21 protein-coding genes and 2 other annotated features (1 of these 23 only partly in view) are annotated in these 22,476 nt (G+C 36.6%); of the genes, 8 read left to right on the top strand and 13 right to left on the bottom strand.

All coding sequences use genetic code 11. The features are described 5' to 3' along the window. Nucleotides 1-182 (top strand) — a binding site (T-box leader) (it extends 49 nt beyond the left edge of the window). Between the two features lie 59 nt (nucleotides 183-241). Then, nucleotides 242-1,630 (top strand): anthranilate synthase component I, encoded by a 1,389-nt coding sequence (gene trpE, locus MKY29_RS14620; protein WP_340880156.1) that lies wholly within the window; start codon nucleotides 242-244, stop codon nucleotides 1,628-1,630. Further along, complete coding sequence (locus tag MKY29_RS14625) at nucleotides 1,627-2,199, top strand: anthranilate synthase component II (RefSeq protein ID WP_241597041.1); 573 nt, start codon at nucleotides 1,627-1,629, stop codon at nucleotides 2,197-2,199. The genes trpE and MKY29_RS14625 overlap by 4 nt, the downstream gene beginning before the upstream one ends. A gap of 376 nt (nucleotides 2,200-2,575) precedes the next feature. On the opposite strand, the gene MKY29_RS14630 is transcribed toward MKY29_RS14625, so the two are convergent. The 5 genes from MKY29_RS14630 to MKY29_RS14650 all read right to left on the bottom strand — a co-directional run bounded on the left by MKY29_RS14630 (nucleotide 2,576) and on the right by MKY29_RS14650 (nucleotide 5,914). Further along, nucleotides 2,576-3,199 carry an FMN-binding negative transcriptional regulator gene (locus tag MKY29_RS14630; RefSeq protein ID WP_340880157.1) on the bottom strand — a complete coding sequence of 208 codons (624 nt, stop codon included), beginning with the start codon at nucleotides 3,197-3,199 and terminating at the stop codon, nucleotides 2,576-2,578. Nucleotides 3,200-3,222: 23 nt separating this feature from the next. After that, nucleotides 3,223-3,738, bottom strand: coding sequence for a GNAT family N-acetyltransferase (locus MKY29_RS14635; protein WP_340880158.1), 516 nt, complete (start codon nucleotides 3,736-3,738; stop codon nucleotides 3,223-3,225). 26 nt (nucleotides 3,739-3,764) lie between these two features. Then, complete coding sequence (locus MKY29_RS14640; protein ID WP_241597066.1) at nucleotides 3,765-4,217, bottom strand: MarR family winged helix-turn-helix transcriptional regulator; 453 nt, start codon at nucleotides 4,215-4,217, stop codon at nucleotides 3,765-3,767. Nucleotides 4,218-4,736: 519 nt separating this feature from the next. Continuing rightward, complete coding sequence (locus tag MKY29_RS14645) at nucleotides 4,737-5,444, bottom strand: DNA alkylation repair protein (RefSeq protein WP_340880159.1); 708 nt, start codon at nucleotides 5,442-5,444, stop codon at nucleotides 4,737-4,739. 59 nt (nucleotides 5,445-5,503) lie between these two features. Then, nucleotides 5,504-5,914 carry a VOC family protein gene (locus tag MKY29_RS14650; RefSeq protein ID WP_340880160.1) on the bottom strand — a complete coding sequence of 137 codons (411 nt, stop codon included), beginning with the start codon at nucleotides 5,912-5,914 and terminating at the stop codon, nucleotides 5,504-5,506. Between the two features lie 193 nt (nucleotides 5,915-6,107). Between MKY29_RS14650 and MKY29_RS14655 the strand changes: the two genes are divergently transcribed. Then, nucleotides 6,108-6,635 (top strand): sigma-70 family RNA polymerase sigma factor, encoded by a 528-nt coding sequence (locus tag MKY29_RS14655; RefSeq protein WP_241597174.1) that lies wholly within the window; start codon nucleotides 6,108-6,110, stop codon nucleotides 6,633-6,635. After that, on the top strand, nucleotides 6,628-7,290 hold the full coding sequence (locus MKY29_RS14660) for a hypothetical protein (RefSeq protein ID WP_340880161.1): 663 nt from the start codon (nucleotides 6,628-6,630) through the stop codon (nucleotides 7,288-7,290). The genes MKY29_RS14655 and MKY29_RS14660 overlap by 8 nt, the downstream gene beginning before the upstream one ends. Nucleotides 7,291-7,687: 397 nt before the next feature. Here MKY29_RS14660 and leuS read toward each other — a convergent pair whose 3' ends face one another. The 7 genes from leuS to MKY29_RS14695 all read right to left on the bottom strand — a co-directional run bounded on the left by leuS (nucleotide 7,688) and on the right by MKY29_RS14695 (nucleotide 17,117). Then, the gene (gene leuS, locus MKY29_RS14665; protein ID WP_340880162.1) at nucleotides 7,688-10,099 is read right to left on the bottom strand and encodes a leucine--tRNA ligase; all 2,412 of its coding nucleotides are present in this window, start codon (nucleotides 10,097-10,099) and stop codon (nucleotides 7,688-7,690) included. 165 nt (nucleotides 10,100-10,264) lie between these two features. Then, nucleotides 10,265-10,477: a binding site (T-box leader), on the bottom strand. Nucleotides 10,478-10,600: 123 nt separating this feature from the next. Continuing rightward, the gene (locus tag MKY29_RS14670) at nucleotides 10,601-11,254 is read right to left on the bottom strand and encodes a 3-oxoacid CoA-transferase subunit B (protein WP_090564405.1); all 654 of its coding nucleotides are present in this window, start codon (nucleotides 11,252-11,254) and stop codon (nucleotides 10,601-10,603) included. A 13-nt stretch (nucleotides 11,255-11,267) separates the two neighbouring features. Then, nucleotides 11,268-11,957: a CoA transferase subunit A gene (locus MKY29_RS14675; protein ID WP_340880163.1), complete on the bottom strand. Its 690-nt coding sequence runs from the start codon at nucleotides 11,955-11,957 to the stop codon at nucleotides 11,268-11,270. A gap of 188 nt (nucleotides 11,958-12,145) precedes the next feature. Continuing rightward, on the bottom strand, nucleotides 12,146-12,913 hold the full coding sequence (locus tag MKY29_RS14680; RefSeq protein WP_340880164.1) for a 3-hydroxybutyrate dehydrogenase: 768 nt from the start codon (nucleotides 12,911-12,913) through the stop codon (nucleotides 12,146-12,148). 41 nt (nucleotides 12,914-12,954) lie between these two features. Beyond that, nucleotides 12,955-14,292 (bottom strand): GntP family permease, encoded by a 1,338-nt coding sequence (locus tag MKY29_RS14685; protein WP_090564410.1) that lies wholly within the window; start codon nucleotides 14,290-14,292, stop codon nucleotides 12,955-12,957. Between the two features lie 294 nt (nucleotides 14,293-14,586). Further along, nucleotides 14,587-15,930, bottom strand: coding sequence for a sigma-54 interaction domain-containing protein (locus tag MKY29_RS14690; protein WP_090564515.1), 1,344 nt, complete (start codon nucleotides 15,928-15,930; stop codon nucleotides 14,587-14,589). Nucleotides 15,931-15,932: 2 nt separating this feature from the next. Continuing rightward, nucleotides 15,933-17,117: an MDR family MFS transporter gene (locus MKY29_RS14695; protein ID WP_093496183.1), complete on the bottom strand. Its 1,185-nt coding sequence runs from the start codon at nucleotides 17,115-17,117 to the stop codon at nucleotides 15,933-15,935. 121 nt (nucleotides 17,118-17,238) lie between these two features. On the opposite strand from MKY29_RS14695, the gene MKY29_RS14700 reads away from it, so the two are divergent. From MKY29_RS14700 to MKY29_RS14715, 4 genes are all read left to right on the top strand, one after another. Then, nucleotides 17,239-18,198, top strand: coding sequence for a TIGR01212 family radical SAM protein (locus MKY29_RS14700; RefSeq protein ID WP_090564414.1), 960 nt, complete (start codon nucleotides 17,239-17,241; stop codon nucleotides 18,196-18,198). Further along, on the top strand, nucleotides 18,195-18,767 hold the full coding sequence (locus tag MKY29_RS14705; RefSeq protein WP_090564416.1) for a class I SAM-dependent methyltransferase: 573 nt from the start codon (nucleotides 18,195-18,197) through the stop codon (nucleotides 18,765-18,767). The genes MKY29_RS14700 and MKY29_RS14705 overlap by 4 nt, the downstream gene beginning before the upstream one ends. Nucleotides 18,768-19,267: 500 nt before the next feature. Continuing rightward, entirely contained in the window at nucleotides 19,268-20,350 is a 1,083-nt protein-coding gene (locus MKY29_RS14710; protein ID WP_340880165.1) for a type III polyketide synthase, read from the top strand. A gap of 1 nt (nucleotide 20,351) precedes the next feature. Continuing rightward, entirely contained in the window at nucleotides 20,352-20,894 is a 543-nt protein-coding gene (locus MKY29_RS14715) for an isoprenylcysteine carboxyl methyltransferase family protein (RefSeq protein ID WP_090564420.1), read from the top strand. 205 nt (nucleotides 20,895-21,099) lie between these two features. Here the strand turns inward: MKY29_RS14715 and MKY29_RS14720 are convergent, their stop codons facing one another. Beyond that, nucleotides 21,100-22,419 (bottom strand): NAD-dependent malic enzyme, encoded by a 1,320-nt coding sequence (locus MKY29_RS14720; protein WP_093496181.1) that lies wholly within the window; start codon nucleotides 22,417-22,419, stop codon nucleotides 21,100-21,102. Nucleotides 22,420-22,476 lie beyond the last annotated feature (57 nt).

A 22,476-nucleotide genomic window follows, 5' to 3' on the forward strand; every position in this document is an offset into this window, starting at 1 on the left:
TGACGGTGGTGCAAGTCAGTGCAAGCTATAAAGTGAATGGGCTTCTTAGCTCCAAGGCTGAACAATTAGTTTCAGTAGGTTTTGGCGTTCGTCTACGTTATAGGACTAGCAACTGTTTGGTTGCAATAAGTGGATTACAATAGTGATCAATAAAGGTGGCACCACGGCTCTCCGTCCTTTGATGGAGGGCCTTTTTGTGTTTAGTTGAGCTGAGATTAGTTGAGAAAAGGAGAGAAAAGTTATGACAGTTGAGACGAGACGCTACCAAATGAAAGAAATTCAAGGGGACATGATGACTCCTATTTCCATTTATCATTCATTGCTTGGAAAGAAAAAAATGTTATTTGAATCCTCCGCAAAGCATGAGGAAAGTGGAAGATATTCCTTTATCGCAGTGGATCCCATCAGGGAATTAACAGGTAACCAGCATGGATATTCATTGTCCTATGAAAATGGAAAAATAGAAGAAGAACAAAAATCTGTAATAGAAAAGCTTAAAAAGATATTGCCAATACATCGAGATTCTTATCCATTTACTTTCTTTGGGGGAGCTATTGGGTATTTTAGCTATGAAACTGCATTCTACTCTGAGAAAATTGGAGTTCTATTAAACGACGATCTAGAAATGCCAGATGTACATGTCATGTTTTATGATACCTTTATTATTTTCGATCATTTGAAACAAACTGTTACTATTGCGGCCATTGATCTATTCAAAAATGGACGATCTGAAAATGCAATGACTAATGCCATTGAAAAGATTTTCTCTGAGCTTCAGCAGGGACCACTAATTCCTGAAAGTATGGAGCCAAAGCTCTCTTTTAAGCCGCAGATGCAAGAAAAGGAATTTACGGAGATGGTGGAAAAAGCGAAAAATCACATTATTAAGGGTGACATTTTTCAAGTAGTATTATCTCAGCGCTTTACTACTCCTCTTAATGGAGACCCTTTCTCATTGTATCGACAGCTTCGCACTTCCAATCCATCTCCTTATATGTTTTATATGGATTTTGAAACTTATATCATTTTAGGAACATCTCCTGAGAGCTTAGTAAAAGTGAAAGATGGATTAGTGACAACGAACCCTATTGCTGGGACGAAACACCGCGGAAAAACCGTTGAGGAAGATGCTCTCATAACAAATGAGTTATTAACAGATGAAAAAGAAGTTGCAGAGCATCGGATGCTCGTTGATCTAGGTCGCAATGATATCGGTCGGATTGCTGAAGTCGGAACAGTTCAAGTCGAGAAATATATGAAAGTTGAGTACTATAAATATGTCATGCATATTGTATCCGAAGTGACAGGCAGATTAAAAAAAGATTCTCATGTTCTAGATGTATTAACAACTTGTCTACCAGCAGGTACTGTATCTGGAGCACCGAAAATTAGAGCTATGCAAATTATCAATTATTTAGAGCCTATGAAACGTGGTGTTTACGCGGGAGCGGTTGGCTATATTTCGGTTACTGGTAACATGGATTTAGCGCTCGCCATTCGAACTATGGTAGTTAAGGACCATCACGCCCATGTCCAAGCTGGAGCAGGTATTGTCTATGATTCTATTCCAAAAAGTGAATACGAGGAAACGATTAATAAAGCAAAGGCTCTTTTGGAGGTTCAACGATGATTTTATTAATCGATAACTACGATTCCTTCACCTATAATTTATACCAGCAAATTAGTATGCTTGGCAAAGAGGTTAAAGTCATTCGCAATGATGCCATTACTATAAGTGAGATAGTTGAACTGAATCCGATGGCAATTATTATCTCTCCCGGTCCAGGTACTCCTGCTGAAGCAGGTATTTCTATCGAAATAATTCGGAAGCTATACAAACAGTACCCCATTTTAGGTATTTGTCTTGGGCATCAGTCGATTGGGGCAGCTTTCGGAGCAAAAATAGTGCAAGCAAAAACAATTATGCACGGAAAAATATCCACCCTTTCGTATAAAAATCATGCTTTGTTCGAGTCTTTTAATGAACCAATTTCGGTCATGCGATATCATTCTCTTGTAATTGAAGAAAAGTCTTTAACAAACCAATTGGAAGTAATTGCTCGAGCAGAAGATGACAATGAAATAATGGCTATCAAACATGTCATTTACCCTCTTTATGGACTTCAATTTCATCCAGAATCCATTGGAACAAAGCAAGGTAGTCGAATGATGCAGTCATTTATCGAAGTCTTGAAATAAGCAACGAAAAATGAGATAAATAACGCTTAAGTTCCATAAGTGTAGGGTTCATCCTCACTTATGGAAAATAGGACCATTTGGACTTCTTGGGAAATTTAATCTAGGAAATAAAAACCTTAAGAAAAACCGGATAAAAGGAAGGCCTCCCCTTTAAGTTCGAAACCTGTTTCTATCGTCTTCATTAGGCTCTGGCAGTTTGTTGTCCTATTTTTTATAGAATAATTTTTAGAGAGGTTGATCGTGACTAACGTCTGATCAGCCTCTTTTTTTATCAGTAATCTAATAGGGTTTGTCTGTCCGTCATCCTGCTATAACCAGGAAAGTGCGTATTTGGATACCAAATGAAAAGATACTTCTTTTAAAAGGAACATAATCCTTATTTTTCATTTCTTAACTTCCTATTCATCACTTCTGCCATTTTATGAGAATTCAAATCCTTTTCTTCATAAAGTTTATTAATGATATTATGATAGTCTTCTTCATTACGATTTTGACTAAGTTTATATGCTGCTTGAATTTCTTGTACTTTGATCTTAAATCCAACAATACCTTTTAGTTCTTTGTTTAATAACTGTGGTGATAGCCCTTCCCACAACACTGGATTTTTACGGTGCTTTTCGTATTTTTGAAGCAACTTTGTTAGATCCTGCTTTAACTCTTCTTCGCTTAAGATGCTCGCTTTACCATATACATGAACAGCTTGATAATTCCATGTTGGGACATTTTCTTTTTCATACCAAGAAGAAGAAATATAAGCGTGTGGTCCTTGGAACATAACCAATATATTTTCACAGATTTCTAACGTTCTCCATTGAGGGTTACCATAAGCCATATGCCCAGTTATATAATAATCATCTCCTTCTTTAATTATCTGCATTGGCAAATGAGTGGCAATCGGTTTCTCTTGCACTGTGGTGATAAGCGTTCCAAAAGAATTCTCTTGAACAAAATTCCAAATTCCCTCAACATTTGTGACCTTAAAGTATTTCGGAGTATACATAATAATCACCCTTTCGAAAATAATTATATAAGTGTTTTGACCATTATAAAGTCTATTTGCTCTTCATCACCCATATAAAAAGAGTGGGCTACAGTTTGAACAAATCCCATTTTTATATAAAAATCAATAGCATTTCCATTTTTTTCCCAAACACCTAACCAGACTTTCTTTTTATGACACTCAAGAGCAATATCCAGTGATTTGTTTAGAAGATATTTTCCAAGTCCATGTTTCTGATATTTTTTCTTTATATAAATCCTCTCTATCTCTAGTGATTCATCACCCATTTCTTCAGATTGAGCATCATTGATATTGACTTTTAAATATCCAGCAACTTCGTTCTCAAAATAAACAAAAAAGAATTTAGAAGATATATTGGTTAATTCTTTCTCAAGTTGTTTTAAGTTAAATGCTCTTCCCATATAGGCATTCATATTTTCCGGCGAATTCTGATGCTCAAATGTATCGTTAAATGTTTCACAACTAATTTTTTGAAGTATATGTAGATCTCCAAGGCTACACTGTTTTGTTTTTATCACTTTAAATTTGTCACTCCTTAAAATTATTAATAATTTCTCTTGTTTCCCTTTTTTACATATTCCCAATCTATTTCTATATTTTTTCTAACTCTCTTGAGAAGAGTACTAATGATTTCTGTTTCGCTTTCGGAAAATCCAACTAATGCTTTCATATTTGAATAATCATTTTCCTTTATTATGAAAGGATAAATATTTTCACCTTTCTCTGTGGGATATAGTTTTTTTATTTTTTGGTTATGTTGATCATCTCTCTTTTCAATAAAGCCATTGATTTCAAGTTTTCCTATAGCACGAGAAGCTGTGGTTCGGTCTACTTTTATCATTTCAGCTAACTTTTCTTGAATTATCCCTGGATTTTCACATATTCTCACAAGGTATAAATACTGTCCTTTTGTAAGATGATATTCTTTAAATTCTATATTGCTTATAGAATCTAGCGCTCTAGCAATCATTCCAATTTCTCGTAAAATATCCTTCATACTATAAGCCTCCTATCCACTTTGTTGCAACTGCAACAAAAAACATAAATTAAATTTAACTTAATATCGTTGTATTTGCAACAAAAATAATAAAGAAAAGTTTTTGTATAAGGAACTGAGACATATTTGCCGACAAATTTTGTACCGATTCTAGTGCACAGATCAATACAAATACTTCTGAATTCTTGTACAACACCAAAAATTGATAAAAATAAAAAGCATTCATTGTGGAATGCTTTCAGACTGTAGACAAACTGTAATTTTTGGAGCATAGAGTTATATACTAAAATCGGCAAGGACCACCACTTCGCTTTCCGTGGGCTTGGCTTCAGCCTCCTCGTCACTGCGAAAACATATGCTCCTGCCATTACTCTTCGCAAAGACATTGGTCAAACAAAGTTCGACCAATGTCTTTCCTGCGGGGGCTTCTGCTCAAGTTGTTCCCACAGGAGTCTTCGTGGTGGTCCAAGCTGAAAGCATCCATTGTAGAATGCTTTTTATACTTTCTAAATCACTTTTTTAACATCTTACATGCCTGCGCTTAAAGCCAATTCTTCCTCTATCGACTTCTTTTTGTATGTTTTCATAAGCATTTAGGAAACTACTTTTTTTATCTTCTTTCTTGAGTTCTACTATACCTATCTCCTTTGCGGTCTCAAGAGCTTTTTCGTGTAGAGGCAAATAAGAAGTCCCCACTGTGTACAAAAAATTATTCATAGAAGATTTCGCTCGTTCAGGTGATTCCTGAATGCTACTTTTTACCATGCCAAGCATATCTAAGATCTTGCTTTCTGAGAATTCCACGTCTTTACGGTTTCCTAGAAGCCAACAGTAACAACTCCAACCCGCAGACATTCTCAGTTCTTCTCCACTTTGAATCCATTTATCTGCAACTTCTTGGGCAATATCTGACTCTGATAAAGTTACAGCGACTACATAATCGGATAGCATATAAAAATATGCCGAATCCATCCAACGATTATAATCCGACTCAGTCATAGCTTTAGGGTCTGCAATAATTCCAGCAAAGTACATTGCATCATAGTTCCCGGTAGCATATAACTCTTCAGCTAAATGTTGATTTATTTTTATTTTCTTTACGATTGGCTTCATAGCGCCTGTAGCAACACCAAATAGCGGTTCATGCGCACCATTAGATATATACATTTTTTTAGTTCTATCCTTACCAAGTGCTTCAAGCTCCTGCATTACCATTTCCAAATTCATCGTTTAGCACTTCCTTCTATAAAAAATTTCCATAATCGCTCAAACACCACTATATCTTTCTAATCATATTTCACTTTGAAAGTAGGACTCAATTCACTCCATACATCGAACACATTTCCATCTAGATCGCGGAAAACAAAATTGTTACCTGGATGGCCCCGATCCTCAATTTCCCCGACATTTACTTCCTTTTTCTTAAGAAATTCATGAAATTCTGATAATTGCTCTATACCATCCACTTCAAAAGTCATTGTAAAATGTTCCTGTTGATAACTATCAAAAAAACTAGATCGTTCCCCTACTTGAGCCTTAACAAGAAAAAAGCTTTGATCAGCAAATTCTAAGATTGCTTTATCATCATTTCTAAAGTTCTCAACTGCGCCTAGCATTTCCTGATACCACTTCGATGATTTCTCTGGATCTACAACAGGAATGTATGTAGTCCCCACTCTTTTAATAAAGTTATTCATTTCTTAAACTCCCCTCTTATTATTATAAGGCTTATAGTAAATTACAATTCCATATCTATTTCTATCATATCATTTTTGAGGTCTTTCAAGACATGATTAAATACATGAAAGGATATAGTTCCTTAAAACTGTAAAAATTTTAGATAAATCCAAACTTTGAAGGTCTGGGAATCGTTTAATGTATAACGGAGGAGTGGTTGTTTTGTTTAATATTAATAATCTAAAAGAATTAATGCTTCATTATACAGAACCCTTAATACGTTTGGCTTATTACTATGTGAAAGATCTCCAAGCAGCGGAGGATATCGTACAAGAAGTATTCATAAAATTTTACCATAATGAGAACGGGTATGAAGAACGTGGAGAGTTAAAGGCATTTTTAACAACAATGACTGTCAATAAAAGCAAAGATTATTTAAAGAGTTGGACATATAAAAAAGTACAACTACAAAACAAAATATTTCCATCAGCCAACACAAGGAATAAAGACGAATTAGTAAAAAAAGACGAGCGAGCAATAATTGGAGAAGCAATACTAGAATTGCCCCTAAAGCAGCGAGAAGTTCTGATTTATTTTTATTTCAACGAAATGACTATTGCTGAGGTTTCACATATTTTATCTGTTCCAGAAGGTACTGTAAAAACCAGATTAAGGCGTAGCAAAGATTTATTAAGGGGAAAACTGAAAGGAATAGAATGGGAGGTGCTTTTAAATGAATAACTATATACCTTCTAAAGTGAAAGATTTAACTGCGAGTAAACAACGAGTTATACAAAACGTAATAAACGAGATAGAAAATAACCAGAGAAATCCAAAACGTAAATGGCTATATGTTGTTCTATCCACTTTTTTAGCAGTAAGTGTAATGCTCTTTGTCTTCTCCGAAATATTTATGAAAAATGAACAACAATCAGCAAACGGAATGCTAGATATAACTAAACCTACATTCTCCGAAAATCAAGATTTACTCTATCTTCATGGGGTAACGCTAGGTGACTCACAATCAAAAGTAATTAAAGCCTTAGGTGAAAATTATACAATAGATGATCATGAGGATGGTAGTGGTGCAGACTTCATATTGGATTATGATGGTATTGTGAGATTCTATTTTTATCAAGACAAATTAGATAGCATACTATTGATGAAAGTAGATAAAATTTACTTTGACAAATTATTTGATGATTATGATGGATATAAATTTATTACTTCTTCTAGTGAAGACAATAACGATCGCTATTTCTATTCAAAGGAGACTGGTCAGCTATTAAAAGGAACGATCGTTCCTGACGGAAACCTTTATTTGTATCTCATGCATGTGGGCAAAGACCTCTTGGAGAATCCAGAGTTCCCAAAAATAGAACAGGTTTTAGATTAGTTTAAATTATATGGAAGCAAAAGTATAATGACTTCAAATTTACAAGAACTGATCAAATTGGTTCTTGAGCATTCAAAGTACCAGAAAGACTGACTTTGTGCACTCAAGTTACATATGCTTTCTTGTCTTTTCGATCGTTTTGATCCTTTTATATGTTTACTTGCTTTCACCTTTTGTTTACTTGCTTCTACCTGTAGCTTACTTGTGATCGTAAAGGGTTTACTTGCTCTTTGTCTATATTTACTTGCGCTCTAACGCTTTTTACTTGCTAAACGGATATTTTTCCCAAAAAATTCACAGTGTAATTTGGATAATCGAAAAAACATCTCACCTCTAAGAAACTTATAGAGGTGAGATGTTTTAGTTATTCTTATTATAACTTCTTTTAAAATCTACATTAGATTACGATATTGACCATTTTACCTGGGATCGCAATTATTTTCTTCACTTCTTGACCTTCCAACCATTGTTGCACTTGTTCAGAAGCAAGAGCTAATGCTTCCAGCTCTTCTTTTGTCGCATCTTTAGCAACATGTAATTTCGCACGGACTTTTCCTTTAATTTGAACAGGAATTTCTACTTCATTGTCTACCAACTTAGATTCGTCGAAAGTTGGCCAAGATTCATAAACGATTGTATCATCATGTCCAAGAATGCTCCAAAGCTCTTCCGCAATATGTGGAACGATTGGAGAAATAAGCTTCACAAATCCTTCTACATACTCTTTAGAAATTTGCTCTGCTTTATAGCCTTCATTGATAAATACCATCATTTGCGAAATGGCAGTATTATAATGCATTGCTTCAAAGTCTTCAGTTACTTTTTTAACAGTTTGGTGATACGCTTTTTCCATATTATCAGAAGAAATGTCCGTAACTTTAGAACTCAACTTACCTTCTTCATCGACAAGTAAACGCCATATACGATCAAGGAATCTTCTTGATCCATCTAAACCGTTTGTTGACCATGGCTTCGAAGAGTCCAGTGGACCCATGAACATTTCGTATAGACGAAGTGAATCGGCACCATGACTTTTTACAATATCATCAGGGTTTACTACATTCCCTTTTGATTTAGACATTTTCTCATTACCTTCACCAAGAATCATTCCTTGATTAAATAGTTTTTGGAATGGCTCTTTCGTAGTAACAACACCAATATCATAAAGAAACTTATGCCAGAAACGTGCGTACAATAAATGAAGTACTGCATGCTCTGCGCCACCTACATAAATGTCAACTGGAAGCCAACGTTTCGCTAGTTCTGGATCGACAAGTGCCTCGTTATTATTTGGATCAATATAACGAAGGTAATACCAACAGCTACCCGCCCACTGTGGCATAGTATTAGTCTCACGACGACCTTTTTTACCTGTTACTGGATCTACAACATTTACCCATTCGGTAATATTAGCTAATGGTGATTCACCTGTTCCACTCGGTTTAATATCTGTTGTTACCGGAAGCATTAATGGTAATTCAGACTCATCTACAGGTGTCGAAGTACCATCCTCCCAATGGATAATTGGAATTGGCTCGCCCCAATATCGTTGACGGCTGAATAACCAATCACGTAGACGATACGTAATTTTCTTCTCACCTTTACCATTCGCTTCAAACCATTGAATTGCTTTTGCTATTGCTTCTTGTTTATTTAAGCCATTCAAGAACTCTGAGTTAACAAGTGTACCATCTGCTGTGTAAGCTTCTTTTTCGATGTCTCCACCAGAAACTACTTCCACTATTGGCAAGTCAAATTGTTTCGCAAACTCATAGTCGCGCTCATCATGTGCAGGAACTGCCATAATTGCACCTGTTCCATAGGTAGCTAACACATAATCTGCAATCCAAATCGGCATTTTCTCCCCACTTACAGGGTTAACCGCATAAGCACCTGTAAATACACCTGTTTTATGTTTTGCTAAATCTGTACGTTCTAAGTCACTTTTTAGTTTCACTTGATCTTTATAAGCTTGCACTGCTTCTGATTGGTCAGCAGTTGTGATGACATCCACAAGCTTATGCTCAGGTGCTAATACTGCATACGTTGCACCAAAAATAGTGTCTGGTCTAGTTGTAAATGCTCGGAATGATTCGTTAGTTTCAGCTACCTCAAATGTAAGCTCTGCACCTTCTGAACGCCCAATCCAATTACGTTGCATTTCTTTCAAGCTATCCGGCCAGTCAAGATCATCTAAATCCTCTAAAAGTCTGTCTGCATAAGCAGTTATACGAAGCACCCATTGACGCATCGGACGGCGTTCTACTGGATGTCCCCCACGCTCGGATACACCATCGATTACTTCTTCATTAGCCAAAACAGTACCTAATGCTGGGCACCAGTTTACTGGCACTTCATCTACATATGCTAGGCCTTTTTTGTACAGTTGAATGAAAATCCATTGTGTCCATTTATAATAAGAAGGATCCGTCGTATTGACTTCTCTATCCCAGTCAAATGAAAATCCTAAATCGGTCATTTGACGTTTAAATGTAGCAATATTCTTCGCAGTAAATTCTGCGGGATCATTCCCAGTATCAATTGCATATTGCTCTGCTGGAAGACCAAAAGCGTCCCAACCCATTGGGTGAAGAACGTTATAGCCTTGCTTACGTTTAAACGCACTTAATATATCCGTTGCAATATACCCAAGTGGATGCCCTACATGTAGGCCAACTCCTGAAGGATAAGGGAACATATCCAATGCATAAAATTTTGGTTTGGATGGATCATCTGTCATTTTATAGGTTTTATTTTCTTGCCAATACTTTTGCCACTTTTTTTCAATCGCTTCATGATTAAAGCTCATCGTAACTCCTCCTTAAATTTAGAAAAGCGTTAGCGCCTATGCAAGTCTCGACAAGTGCTGGAAAGGTTTCACGGACAGGCATCCTCTGCCTTTTCTTGAAACCCTGAAGCAACTTGAGGGGCTAGGCGCTAAAGCTAGACATAAAAAAACTCGCCCCTTAAAAAACTAAGGGACGAGAGATATACTCACGCGGTACCACCCAAATTAGTGAAAACTTCACTCAACTTGATTCCTTAACGCGGAAAACGGAATAAGCTACTAATCGTTCACTTATTCTGACTCAAAGGCGAGTTCAATAATTCGTAACGCTAACTTACACCAATCGCTAGCTCTCTAAAGAAACGATATTTATCTACTATTCCTTATCTCAGTCAACTTCTATTAGTTTTTATGATAATGGATTCTGTATTAAAATACAAGCTACACTTTAATCAATTACTCTTTGTGATAATTGGCGTCCAGAGGGTTGACTTAAATCAGCAATACTTTCGCTGTTTTAATTTAAATCGCTACATTTTCTCTAACATCTTTAATAATAAGCTCCGCTTCTGTAGCGTCGATAATATCTTGAACAGAATAACCCTCGAAAACTTCCTTCAATTCAAGTCCGTCCTCGGTTACCTCTATCATTGCCCGTTCTGTTATTATTTTATTCACAACTGCTTTACCTGTTAAAGGTAATTCACATTGTTTTTTAATTTTAGCAGAACCGTCTTTTGCACAATGGTCCATAATGACAATAATTTTCTTAGCACCATGCACTAAGTCCATTGCTCCGCCCATGCCTTTTATCATCTTCCCTGGAATCATCCAGTTTGCAAGATCTCCTTTTTCAGAAACCTCCATCGCTCCTAAAATGGCTACATCGACATGTCCTCCACGTATCATCGCAAATGACTCTGCACTATTAAAAAAAGCAGAACCTGGAATAGTAGTCACTGTTTCCTTACCGGCATTTATAAGATCTGGGTCTACTTCTTGCTCAGTTGGATATGGACCTATGCCAAGCAAACCATTTTCAGATTGTAAAACGACAGTTTTATCTGGAGAGATGAAATTCGCTACTAAAGTCGGAATCCCAATTCCTAGATTAACGTAGTTTCCATTTTCGATTTCCTTTTCTGCTCTTCTTGCAATTTTTTCACGTGTATTCAATCGAAACTCCTCCTTAAGAACGTGTCGTTAAACGCTCGATTCTTTTTTCCTGTTTTGCTTGGAACAGACCTTGAACATAAATACTCGGTGTATGTATTTGGGCAGGATTTAGGTCGCCTGTTTCCACAATCTCTTCCACTTCTGCTATGGTAATTTTACCTGCTGCTGCCATCATTGGATTGAAGTTTTGCGCTGTCATATTATAAATAAGATTCCCAAATTTATCTGCCTTAGCTGCCCGTATGAAAGCATAATCAGCTCGAAGTGCTTCTTCTAATACATATTCCTTACCGTCGTATACACGTACTTCCTTTCCTTCCGCTACAATGGTTCCTACACCTGCAGGAGTATAAAAAGCAGGAATTCCAGCACCACCAGCGCGAATTTTTTCTGCCAACGTTCCTTGTGGTGTCAATTCCACCTCAATCTCACCAGATATTACCTGTCTTTCAAACTCTTTATTTTCCCCAACATATGAACCTATCATTTTCTTTATCTGTTTATTTTTAAGTAGCAGCCCTAGACCCCACTCATCCACACCACAATTGTTGGAGATAACCGTTAAGTCCTTCACACCTTTTTCAACTAACGCTAATATTAGCTGTTCCGGAATTCCGACAAGTCCAAATCCTCCAACCATTAGAGTCATTCCATCTTGCACCCCTGCAACAGCCTCTTTAGCTGAATTGTAAATAGGTTTCATGCTTCCAATCCCCTTTCAAGTAAGCTTGACACATTATTATTTTCTCAAATATCCGATAACTTAGCAAACTATATTCCTGAATATTTGAATAGATGAATTCTTTCTCCCTATCTAGTGATATTTAATAAAACACAGCGATTATTAAATCGGACATTTAAAAAACAATCGCTTAAAGTCAATAATTATAATTATTGACTCGTGTAACCACCGTCTAAAACAACTGCTTGCCCAGTCATACCTTTTGCAGCTTCACTTGCTAAAAACATAGTTAAATCAGCTATCTCTTTTACGTCTAACAATCGTTTTTGTGGAACTAAAGGATATAATACTTCCTCTAAAACGGCTTCAACTGGAACATTTCGTACTTTCGCTAAATCCTTAAATTGGTTCCGTACAAGCGGTGTGTCCACATATCCTGGGCATACGGCATTCACTGTGATTCCATCTGCCGCTGTCTCAAGAGCTGCAACTTTTGTAAGACCAATTACGCCGTGTTTGGCTGAGTTATAAGCTGCTTTACCAGCAAAACCAACTAAACCATTTATAGAGGCCATATTAATAATTCTCCCGAATCCGTTCTCCCGCATATGCGGAAGAACGTGTTTAGTTGCAATAAACGGAGCGGTTAGCATTATTTTTATCAATAGCTCAAAACGTTCTGTCGGAAAATCTTCTAGCATTGAAACATGCTGCATACCTGCGTTATTTATAAGGATATCAATCCTTCCAAATTCTTTAATAGTAGCATTTATAGAATTGACTATGTCTTCCTCTTTTGTCACGTCACATTTAATACCAAGTACTTCATTTCCTAAATCTATGGCAGCATCCTTTACCTTCTCTTCATTTATATCAGTTAAAACAACTTTCGCACCAGCTTTATAAAATTCCTGAGCAATCTCAAAGCCTATGCCCTGTGCTGCTCCAGTAATAAGAAGAACTCTATCTTTAACCACTTATATTACCCCCAACTTACCATAAGATTCGCTTAATATAATCAAATACCTAATCCAATAGAAAAAAGAATTATCGCAATTGCTAATCCTATTAATGGTGTTACAACTGTTGTTGCAGCTACAGCCCAATAGGCTGCACTATGTTTTTCACCACAGATCGATTGAATTGTCGTTACCACATAACCATTATGTGGTAGGGAATCAAGTGCCCCTGATGATATTGCTACAACTCGATGCAAAGCTTCTTGATTGACCCCTGCTTCAATGTAACCCGGAGCTAATAATGGCAATGCAATAGTTTGACCACCAGAAGCAGATCCGGTCATACCTGCGATCACCGATACCGCGACACCAGCACCTATCAATGGAGATCCCGGTATACTAGCCATAGCATCCACTGCTACACCAAAAGCAGGAACAGCTTTTGCTACACCTCCGAAACCGACTACAGCAGCTGTATTTCCAATTGCTATTATAGCCCCTATGGTTCCAGCAGAAACTGCTTCCCATGGACTTTTAAAGTATTTCCAACTCACAATAAATGTTGCAATAATTCCACCAAGTAACGCCAAGATTAGTGCCGATTGCTTTAGTTCATCGTGGAAAATATAAGAAATAACTAATACTACTATTAGTGGGATAAATGCTAGAAACGGATTTGGTAATGCACGAGATGTATCAAAAGTAGGATCTGTTTTTCTATCTTCAAAGCGTTCACCATTCTTTACGGCTTTCGAAATAATTTTCTTCAGCCACCAGTAACCAAATACCGCCATAAAGGCTGCTACGATAATACTTACTTCTGCACCTGCATAAGGTGTTGTCTCTAGATAATCCATCGGAATCCAGTTTTGAATTTCCGGAGATCCAGCGGAAGTCATGGTAAATGTTACGGAACCTAAAGCAAGTGTTGCAGGTATAAAGCGACGTGGCAAATCAGCTTGTTTAAACAAAGATATAGCCATTGGATACACAGCAAAAGCTACAACAAACAAACTTACTCCCCCGTATGTCAAGATAGCACATGCAATAACAATAGCTAAAACAGCAAATTTCATCCCTAATTTGTCCACTATCATTTTTGCAACTGCATCTGCAGCACCGCTATCCTCCATAACCTTTCCAAATACAGCACCTAATAAAAACATTAAATACCATGACATGATAAATCCTGTAAATCCTTGCATATAATTTGTCACAAAGTTTGGTACACCATCTTCCACTAATTGTGGAAATAGTGGCATACCGCTCATTAATGCCACGAATAATGCAGATACTGGACCAACTATAATAATATTTACACCTTTCAAAGTTAGACCGATTAATAACGCAAGTCCCCCTATTAAACCAATCATACTCATTAGAATACTACCATCCATAAACAAATCCCCCTTAATTTTTATAGTTAAATCTTCCGCCGTTTCTCTGCAGTTGAATCGGCTTTATTGAATAATCTATCAAACTTCAATTCTTAAATAAAAGCGCTTTCATAGGTAATTAAATCATAATCGAAATTTTCAATCAATAGAGTTTGTGACGGTACCCTTTGCATTTCAAAAGATAATAATCCGACATTTCGGATTATTATAATATTAAAACTAATAAACAACGGTTTAATTCAAAAAATAGAAAATCCGATTTTTTGGATTGATGTCCAAAAAATCGGATTTAGTTCATAAGTTGTGTTTTTTGATTTTTTCATATAATGTGGATCTGCTTAGACCAAGTTGTTTTGCAATTTGTATTTTATCGGATTCTTCTTCTAGGTATGATTGAAGAACTTTCTTTTCTACTGCTGCTAAAATGTCTTCGAGTGTTCCAGTAGTTTGGAAAGATGGTACATTCCTAAGCTTCACCTGAGCAGGAAGTGCTGATGGTAAAATAATATCGTTTTCAGCCAAATAAACTGCAGCCTGCAGTATGTTTTGTAATTCTCTTACATTCCCTGGCCAGTGATAGGATTGGAGTATCTCTCTCGTTTTTGTTGCTAACGTGACATGTCTTCGCCCAGCCTTGAGCATAAACTTTTGCAGAAAATAGTTGAGTAAATCTACGAAGTCTTCCATTCTTTCTCTTAGAGGGGGAATTCTTAAGGTAATTGCTTGTAAACGATAAAACAAATCTTCACGGAATTTCTTTTCCTCTATTAATTGAGAGAGGGATATATTGGATGAAGCAACTATACGAACATTTACTTTTTCACTGTTCTCCGAATTCAGTGGCAAAATTTCTTCATCCTGCATAGCCCTTAACAGTTTTGCTTGGAGTGTAAGAGGGAGTGTACTAATTTCATCTATATATAGAGTTCCATTATCGGCTTGTTTAACTCGTCCATTTTGCACTAAACCAGTAAGCGGATTATATACACCAAACAACTCTTTCTCCAATAAATCTGCAGGAATTGCTGCACAATTTACTTTTACAAATGGAAAGTCTGAACGTTCGGATAGCTGATGAATACTGTGTGCAAACATATCCTTCCCTGTTCCACTTTCCCCCTCGATTAATACCGGAAGATCACTAGGAGCTATTATTTCAATTGTTTCCTTTGTCTTCCGTATGGCTGGAGAACTTCCTTTTATGTCTCCTAACCTATACTCACTATAACTATTATCCTCTAGATTCAACTGAATTCTTTCCATTGTAGTCTGAACATGAGAACTTAGCTTTTTCCAATCGGACATATCTCGAAAGATGACACTACCGAAAGCTCCTACAATCTTACCATCAACAAAAAGAGGTACACGATTGGCAAGCATATATGTTCCTTTTATATAATGCGGGGAGGCATTATCAGGAATCCCTGATTTAATCACCTCATGCATTTTCGTGTTTTCAATAATGTCAGCTACAGGTTTACCTATAGCTTCCTCTCTCTTTACTTCAAGAAAACGACAATAATCTTCATTAATATATAGAATTTTCGAATCTGCATCTACCACAACAAACCATTGAAAAGCATTTTCTAAAATTTCAGCAAGAACAGAAGTTGGTAAGTTTTTTTGAAAATTGTCCAAAATCAAATCACATCCTTCTCAAGCTCTACTTTCTTAAGCGGTCGATCATATAGAAGGGTAGGAACTATCGCTAATGCTATAAGTAAAGTAAATACAAAGAACATGGCCTGGATTCCATAAACATCAACTAAAATACCTCCAGCAAATGGACCAATCATTCTTCCTATCGTAGCCATACTGTTCACAATACCCTGATAAAATCCTTCTCTTCCTTTCGGTGCTAACTGCCCAGCTAACGTCGGTACAGCTGGCCAGATGAATACCTCTCCAAGTGTTAGGACAACCATTGCAACGATAAACATTGTGTAATCTTCAGCGTAAGAGACAACAACAAAGGAAGCCATGAATATTACTATACCAATGATCATCTGTGTTTTTATTCGATGCTCTAGCCTGTTAATAATTGGCTTAATAAGTGGCTGAGTTACTAGTATCAGAGCACCATTTATCGTCCACAGCAAGCTATATTCTTTTAAAGTAATACCTAAATCCAACACATGTGTAGAAATGGTGGAAGTCCATTGTACATAAGCTATCCACGTAAGCATGTAACCAATTGATACAATCATCATTGCATAAAATGGTGCTTTTTGTTTAATTTTTTTAGTATTTTTCAATACAGAAGCATTTACATTTGGAGCCACTGACATTTTACGGTAATAAACTCCTGCAACAATTAGAAATAGTACATAGGTTAATAGATTTGCTAGAAAGATATTATTGATATTATGATCAGCAACTAAGCCTGCAACGGCAGGACCAATAGCCACCCCTAGGTTTTGAGCCAGATAAATTGCATTAAAAGCTTTTCTTCCGCCTTCTGGCCAGACGCTTCCTACTAAAGCATACATGCTTGGGAATATTATTCCACCACTAAAACCTAGAATAGCTACGAACCATATGTATTCTGGCCATCCATGCCAAAAAGTTAACATCAATAGTGATGCCATTGATAATATAATTCCGAACATAATGGATTTATATCCACCAATTCTGTCAAACAAATAACCTCCAAGTAAATTACCAATAACTCCTGTTCCCGCATTAATCATAAGCACGAATCCCGCCATTGTGAGCGTTTGACCTAGATGCTCATGCATATATATTGTATGTAACGGCCATAAAAAAGAATTTCCCATTGTATTGATAAACATTCCGATTATTAAAAACCACACTGCTTTTGGCAATTTAAACACCTCATTTCTATTGCACTCAGAATATTGTATTCCTTTTCAAATGGCACTTCAAGAAGATTAGACAAAACTTTACAAAGTCGTGTTAAAATAATCCTGTTAAGGAGTGAATTATATGAACGATAATAAATTTCCATTCCCTTCTGATGGGAAACGATATTTTACATGGAATCGTTATTTACGAGATATATTCGGTATGAAAATTTTTAAAGTAGCTTTAGATGCTGGTTTTGATTGTCCTAACAGAGATGGGACAGTAGCATTTGGCGGTTGTACTTTTTGTAGTGTAGCCGGAAGCGGAGACTTTGCTGGCGATAAAGTAGACCCCATTCCAGTCCAGTTCGAAAAAATCAAAACAAATATGCATGAAAAATGGAAAAACGGAAAATACATAGCATATTTCCAAGCTTATACGAATACGCATGCCCCCCTTCCTGTTTTGAAAGAGAAATTTGAAGCAGCACTGGCTTTAGAAGGAGTTATAGGACTTTCTATTGCGACAAGACCCGATTGTTTACCTGATGATGTGGTTGAATATTTGGCGGAGCTTAACAAACGAACATTTTTATGGATAGAGCTTGGACTTCAAACTATTCACGAGCGAACTGCCAATTTGGTGAACCGTGCTCACGATTTTCCTTCCTATATAGAAGGGGTAACCAAATTAAGAAAGCATGGAATCCCTATATGTACGCATATTATAAATGGTCTACCTTTAGAAAACCGGGAAATGATGATGGAAACCGCAAGAGAAGTGGCCAAGCTTGATGTCCAGGGGATAAAAATACATTTACTTCATTTATTAAAAGGAACACCTATGGTTAAACAGTATGAAAAAGGAATGCTTGAGTTCATGGACCGTGATTCTTATATCCAGCTTGTAGCAGATCAACTAGAAGTTTTACCCCCTGAGATGGTCGTGCAGCGAATAACGGGAGATGGTCCAATAGAGTTAATGATAGGACCAATGTGGAGCGTCAACAAATGGGATGTATTAAATGGAATAGATGCAGAGCTTGCTTCAAGAGAGAGTTACCAAGGAAAATATTATGAAAACAGTGGTGTTTCAAGATGAAACTAAAACGAATCTTACCTTTCGCAAAACAATTGATAATGTCCACAGTTGAACCAGGAGATATAGTTGTAGATGCAACAGCAGGAAATGGACATGATACGTTGTTTTTAACAGAGCTTGTTGGAGAGCACGGCCATGTGTATGCATTTGACGTTCAAGAGGAAGCTATCGTAGCAACTACCAAAAGATTAGAAGAGGCAAACAAGTTAGACAAAGCAACTATAATTCTAGATGGGCATGAGAATTTACATTTTTATATCCAGCAGGAAGTTTCAGCTGCGATATTTAACTTGGGTTACTTGCCTGGAAGTGATCATGAAATTATTACTAGAGGAGATTCCACTCAGCGGGCAATTGAATCATTACTTCAATTACTTAAAGTTGGTGGAATAATAGTTTTAGTAGTTTACCATGGACATCAAGGTGGTAAAGAAGAAAAGGATTCAATTCTCCATTATGTGCAGAATTTATCACAATCCTTTGTCCACGTATTAAGCTATCAGTTTCTTAACCAACAAAATGACCCGCCCTTCATCATCGCTATCGAAAAGATGAAAGAGCAAAAATAACTGTATATTTAGTATGAATAAGGGAAATATAAGTATAAGAAAAACTGGAAAAAAACACTCATATCAACTTGAAGTAAACGGATAAATAAAGTCAATAGTACTTACTATTTCATCATTAAGGTAATGTTGAACTGAACTCTAGTACAAAGAGTTTTTACTGCCTGCATCCATCACTTGAATAACAGCATTTCTAATTCAAAAGCAATCACAAATAGTGTGTTCGCAAAATAAAATTGGACCAATCCTATCATCTATGAGATAAGTTTTACCAAATCTTAAAATAGAAGACAACACACTAGTTAATTGCAGTGGAATGTAGCGACTCCAGCGGGATAAGCGAGAAAAGTCGAGCCCCTTCAGGTAACATATGAGAAGGCTCGACCTCGCCCGTGGAAAGCGTCCACATGTAACGGAAATCATAGGATTATCCGTTCTTTAGCCCGTTAATCCATTCTTCACAGGACATTTTATATACTTTCTTTTTAAAAAGGAGTGACACTATGCCGAAAATCGCTTCCATAAGTACATATACCCCTCCATATTCTTTAGAACAATCAAACATTGAAAAACTAACAAAAGAGCTATTTCAAGATAAAATCCCTCAATTAAATAGATTATTAAAAGTGTTTGAAAATGGAGATATACAAACTCGCCATTTTTGTATCCCTTTAGAATGGCACCAAAGTGAACATAGCTTTGAAGAACGTAATAATTTATATATTGAGTTGGCTACACAATATAGTGTCGAAGTAATCCAACAATGTTTAAATAGCCATTTTTTTTTAGAATCTCCCCTGCATCCTAGTGAGATTGATGCAATAATATTTGTTAGTAGTACCGGAATTTCCACTCCAAGTATAGATGCGAGGGTGATGAATCATTTACCTTTTTCTGATCGGACAAAACGTATTCCATTATGGGGGTTAGGCTGTGCCGGAGGTGCATCTGGGATTAGTAGAGCCTACGATTATTGCAAGGCACATCCAACCTCAAAAGTATTAGTAGTTTGTGTAGAACTCTGTAGTTTGACCTTTCAACCAAATGACTTTTCGAAGAGTAATTTAATCGGTGCATCGTTATTTGCTGATGGGGCTGCATGTGCATTAGTTTGTGGAGATGATGTAAACCTAGCAACAACAAAATCTGTTCCCCACATAATCTCAACAGCTTCTAAGTGGATGCCAGATTCAGAAGATGTGATGGGGTGGGATATCAAAAACAATGGATTGCATGTTGTATTTTCCAAGAGTATTCCTTCTATTATTTCTACTTGGTTAGGACCGTTTGTAGATGAATTCTTAGGTGAACAGCATGTGGACAAAAAGCAATTAGCAAACTTTGTTGCTCATCCAGGAGGAAAAAAAGTATTAAAAGCCTATGAAGAAACTTTGGAATTAACGGAAGAACATACACATATTTCACGAGATGTACTAAAAAATCATGGGAATATGTCCTCCCCTACTGTACTTTTTGTATTGGAGGAGTTTATGAAGGTACAACATAAAAACGAAGAATTAGGATTACTAGTAGCATTAGGTCCTGGATTTTGTGGAGAAGCTATTTTATTAAATTGGAGGGATTAGTTTGTTGTTCTTCGTTCTTATCTCACTAGTGATTATTCAGAGACTTATCGAGGTAGCTATCGCTAAACACAATGAAAAAAGGATGCTTGCGCAAGGCGCTTATGAAGTTGGTGCATCTCACTATCCCTATATGGTAACGATGCATGTTTGTTTTTTTATAAGTCTTATTGTAGAAGTATTTATTTTTGATCGCGCGATTTCACCTTTATTCCCTCTCTTTCTCTTACTCTTTATATTTGTTCAATTATTGCGTGTTTGGTGTTTAGCGTCTTTAGGTTCATTTTGGAATACTAAAATCATCATTTTACCTGATGCAAATGTCGTTAAAAGCGGCCCTTATACCTTAATGAGGCATCCAAACTATGTAGTTGTTTGTTTAGAGATATTATTATTACCATTTATGTTTCAAGCATATTTTACAGGTATTGCCTTTACCCTTTTAAATCTTGCAATGCTTTCCGTTCGAATTCCTACGGAAGAAAAAGCATTAATAGAAGCTACTAATTATGAAGACAAATTCAAAAAGAAGATTTCGGCATCTTGACCGAAATCTTCTTTTTATTTACGAAGTATATAATACTGCTGTAAATCAAGTAAATTACCGAAAAAAGAGATGCTAGTCGTGACCTCAGTCACGACCAGCATCTCTCAAAAAATAACCCGGTAATAGTAAGCACCAAGCCTGTTTAAGCCCTTCGAAAAAGATAAAAACAGGTTTTGACCTTAAAGGGCGCTTGTTCTTTTCTTAACTACTGAATTCCTTGATTGGCAGATTCTTCTACTGCTCTAGCTACTATGTGATGCAATGTTGGATCCAATGGATTAGGGATGAGTTCGCCCGGTTTAGTGTGATTAACAATTGCTAAAGACGCAGCGATTAACATAGGATATGTAATCTCTTTTGCTCCTGCATCTAAAGCACCCTTGAAGATACCTGGGAACCCGATAACATTGTTTACGGAACGTCCATCAGCTGCAAAAGCTGCACCTGCTGCGATTGCCTCAGATGGTAGAATCTCTGGGTTTGGGTTAGACAATGCTAATATTATTTGTCCTTTACGAACCATTTCAGCTTTAATAAGACCAGAAACTCCCGTTGTAGCAACAATAATATCACATTTTTCCATTACTGCTTCCAATGATTCTAAAGTTTGACCGCCATAATTATGCAAACGCTCTTGAGCAGCCTCTTGACGATCTAAACCATAAACTTCTTCCACGCCATATGCCATTAACATACGACAAATAGCTAGACCTGCTGCACCCAATCCGATTTGACCAATTTTTGCTTTTTTAATATCCACATTTGTAGCTTTACAAGCGGATAATATAGCAGCTAATGCTACAACTGCTGTACCGTGCTGGTCATCATGCATAACCGGAATTGGTAATTCTGCTTTCAGTCTTTCTTCAATTTCGAAGCAATGAGGAGATCCGATATCCTCTAGTAATATCGCTCCGAATCCTTTATGAATATGCTTGACTGTCTCAACAATTTCATCAGGATCACTTGTATTTAATAAAATTGGAATTCCACTTAATCCTACAAATTGATCTAACAACACTGCTTTTCCTTCCATTACAGGCATCCCTGCAACAGGTCCAATGTTACCAAGACCTAAAATAGCCGTTCCATCAGTTACGATAGCTACAGATGTACCAATGGAAGTAAAATAGTTAGCTTTTTCAGGATTATGTAAAATATCCATACAAACAGATGCAACACCTGGTGTATAAATACGTTGAAGATCGCGTAATGAGCGAACATCTAGTCTGCTCTTCATAGCAATTTTACCGCCTTCATGCGCCTTTAATACATCATCAGTAACGGCATGAATTTTCACACCATTATCAATCGCCTCAATATTGGAAATCACTTGATCCAATTGATTTTTCGATTTACAAGTGATTGTAATGTCTCGAATAGTTGTTAACGCTCCACTTTTAAGTGTGGTAATGTCGCCAATGTCGCCTTCTGCCATACCAATTGCAGTTGCAACTTTAGCAAAATTACCAGGTTTTGAAGGTGTTTCTACGATGATGTTACGAATTATATGTTGGTTTTGCATGTCAAATCTCCTAACTCTATTCTCTATTTCAACCAACAAATTATAACATAAAATGCC

Origin of the sequence: Psychrobacillus sp. FSL K6-2365 (assembly GCF_038003165.1) — a bacterium.
Taxonomy (GTDB): Bacteria; Bacillota; Bacilli; order Bacillales_A; family Planococcaceae; genus Psychrobacillus; species Psychrobacillus psychrodurans.

Bases quoted from the DNA above. Each gene is read 5' to 3' on its own strand.
- MKY29_RS14675 (WP_340880163.1), bottom strand. From the start codon at position 11,957: ATGAAACCTATTTACAATTCAGCTAAAGAGGCTGTTGCAGGGGTGCAA.
- leuS (WP_340880162.1), bottom strand. From the start codon at position 10,099: ATGAGCTTTAATCATGAAGCGATTGAAAAAAAGTGGCAAAAGTATTGG.
- MKY29_RS14720 (WP_093496181.1), bottom strand. From the start codon at position 22,419: ATGCAAAACCAACATATAATTCGTAACATCATCGTAGAAACACCTTCA.
- MKY29_RS14630 (WP_340880157.1), bottom strand. From the start codon at position 3,199: ATGTATACTCCGAAATACTTTAAGGTCACAAATGTTGAGGGAATTTGG.
- MKY29_RS14710 (WP_340880165.1), top strand. From the start codon at position 19,268: ATGCCGAAAATCGCTTCCATAAGTACATATACCCCTCCATATTCTTTA.
- MKY29_RS14685 (WP_090564410.1), bottom strand. From the start codon at position 14,292: ATGGATGGTAGTATTCTAATGAGTATGATTGGTTTAATAGGGGGACTT.
- MKY29_RS14650 (WP_340880160.1), bottom strand. From the start codon at position 5,914: ATGAATAACTTTATTAAAAGAGTGGGGACTACATACATTCCTGTTGTA.
- MKY29_RS14645 (WP_340880159.1), bottom strand. From the start codon at position 5,444: ATGAATTTGGAAATGGTAATGCAGGAGCTTGAAGCACTTGGTAAGGAT.
- MKY29_RS14640 (WP_241597066.1), bottom strand. From the start codon at position 4,217: ATGAAGGATATTTTACGAGAAATTGGAATGATTGCTAGAGCGCTAGAT.
- MKY29_RS14705 (WP_090564416.1), top strand. From the start codon at position 18,195: ATGAAACTAAAACGAATCTTACCTTTCGCAAAACAATTGATAATGTCC.
- trpE (WP_340880156.1), top strand. From the start codon at position 242: ATGACAGTTGAGACGAGACGCTACCAAATGAAAGAAATTCAAGGGGAC.
- MKY29_RS14700 (WP_090564414.1), top strand. From the start codon at position 17,239: ATGAACGATAATAAATTTCCATTCCCTTCTGATGGGAAACGATATTTT.
- MKY29_RS14660 (WP_340880161.1), top strand. From the start codon at position 6,628: ATGAATAACTATATACCTTCTAAAGTGAAAGATTTAACTGCGAGTAAA.
- MKY29_RS14625 (WP_241597041.1), top strand. From the start codon at position 1,627: ATGATTTTATTAATCGATAACTACGATTCCTTCACCTATAATTTATAC.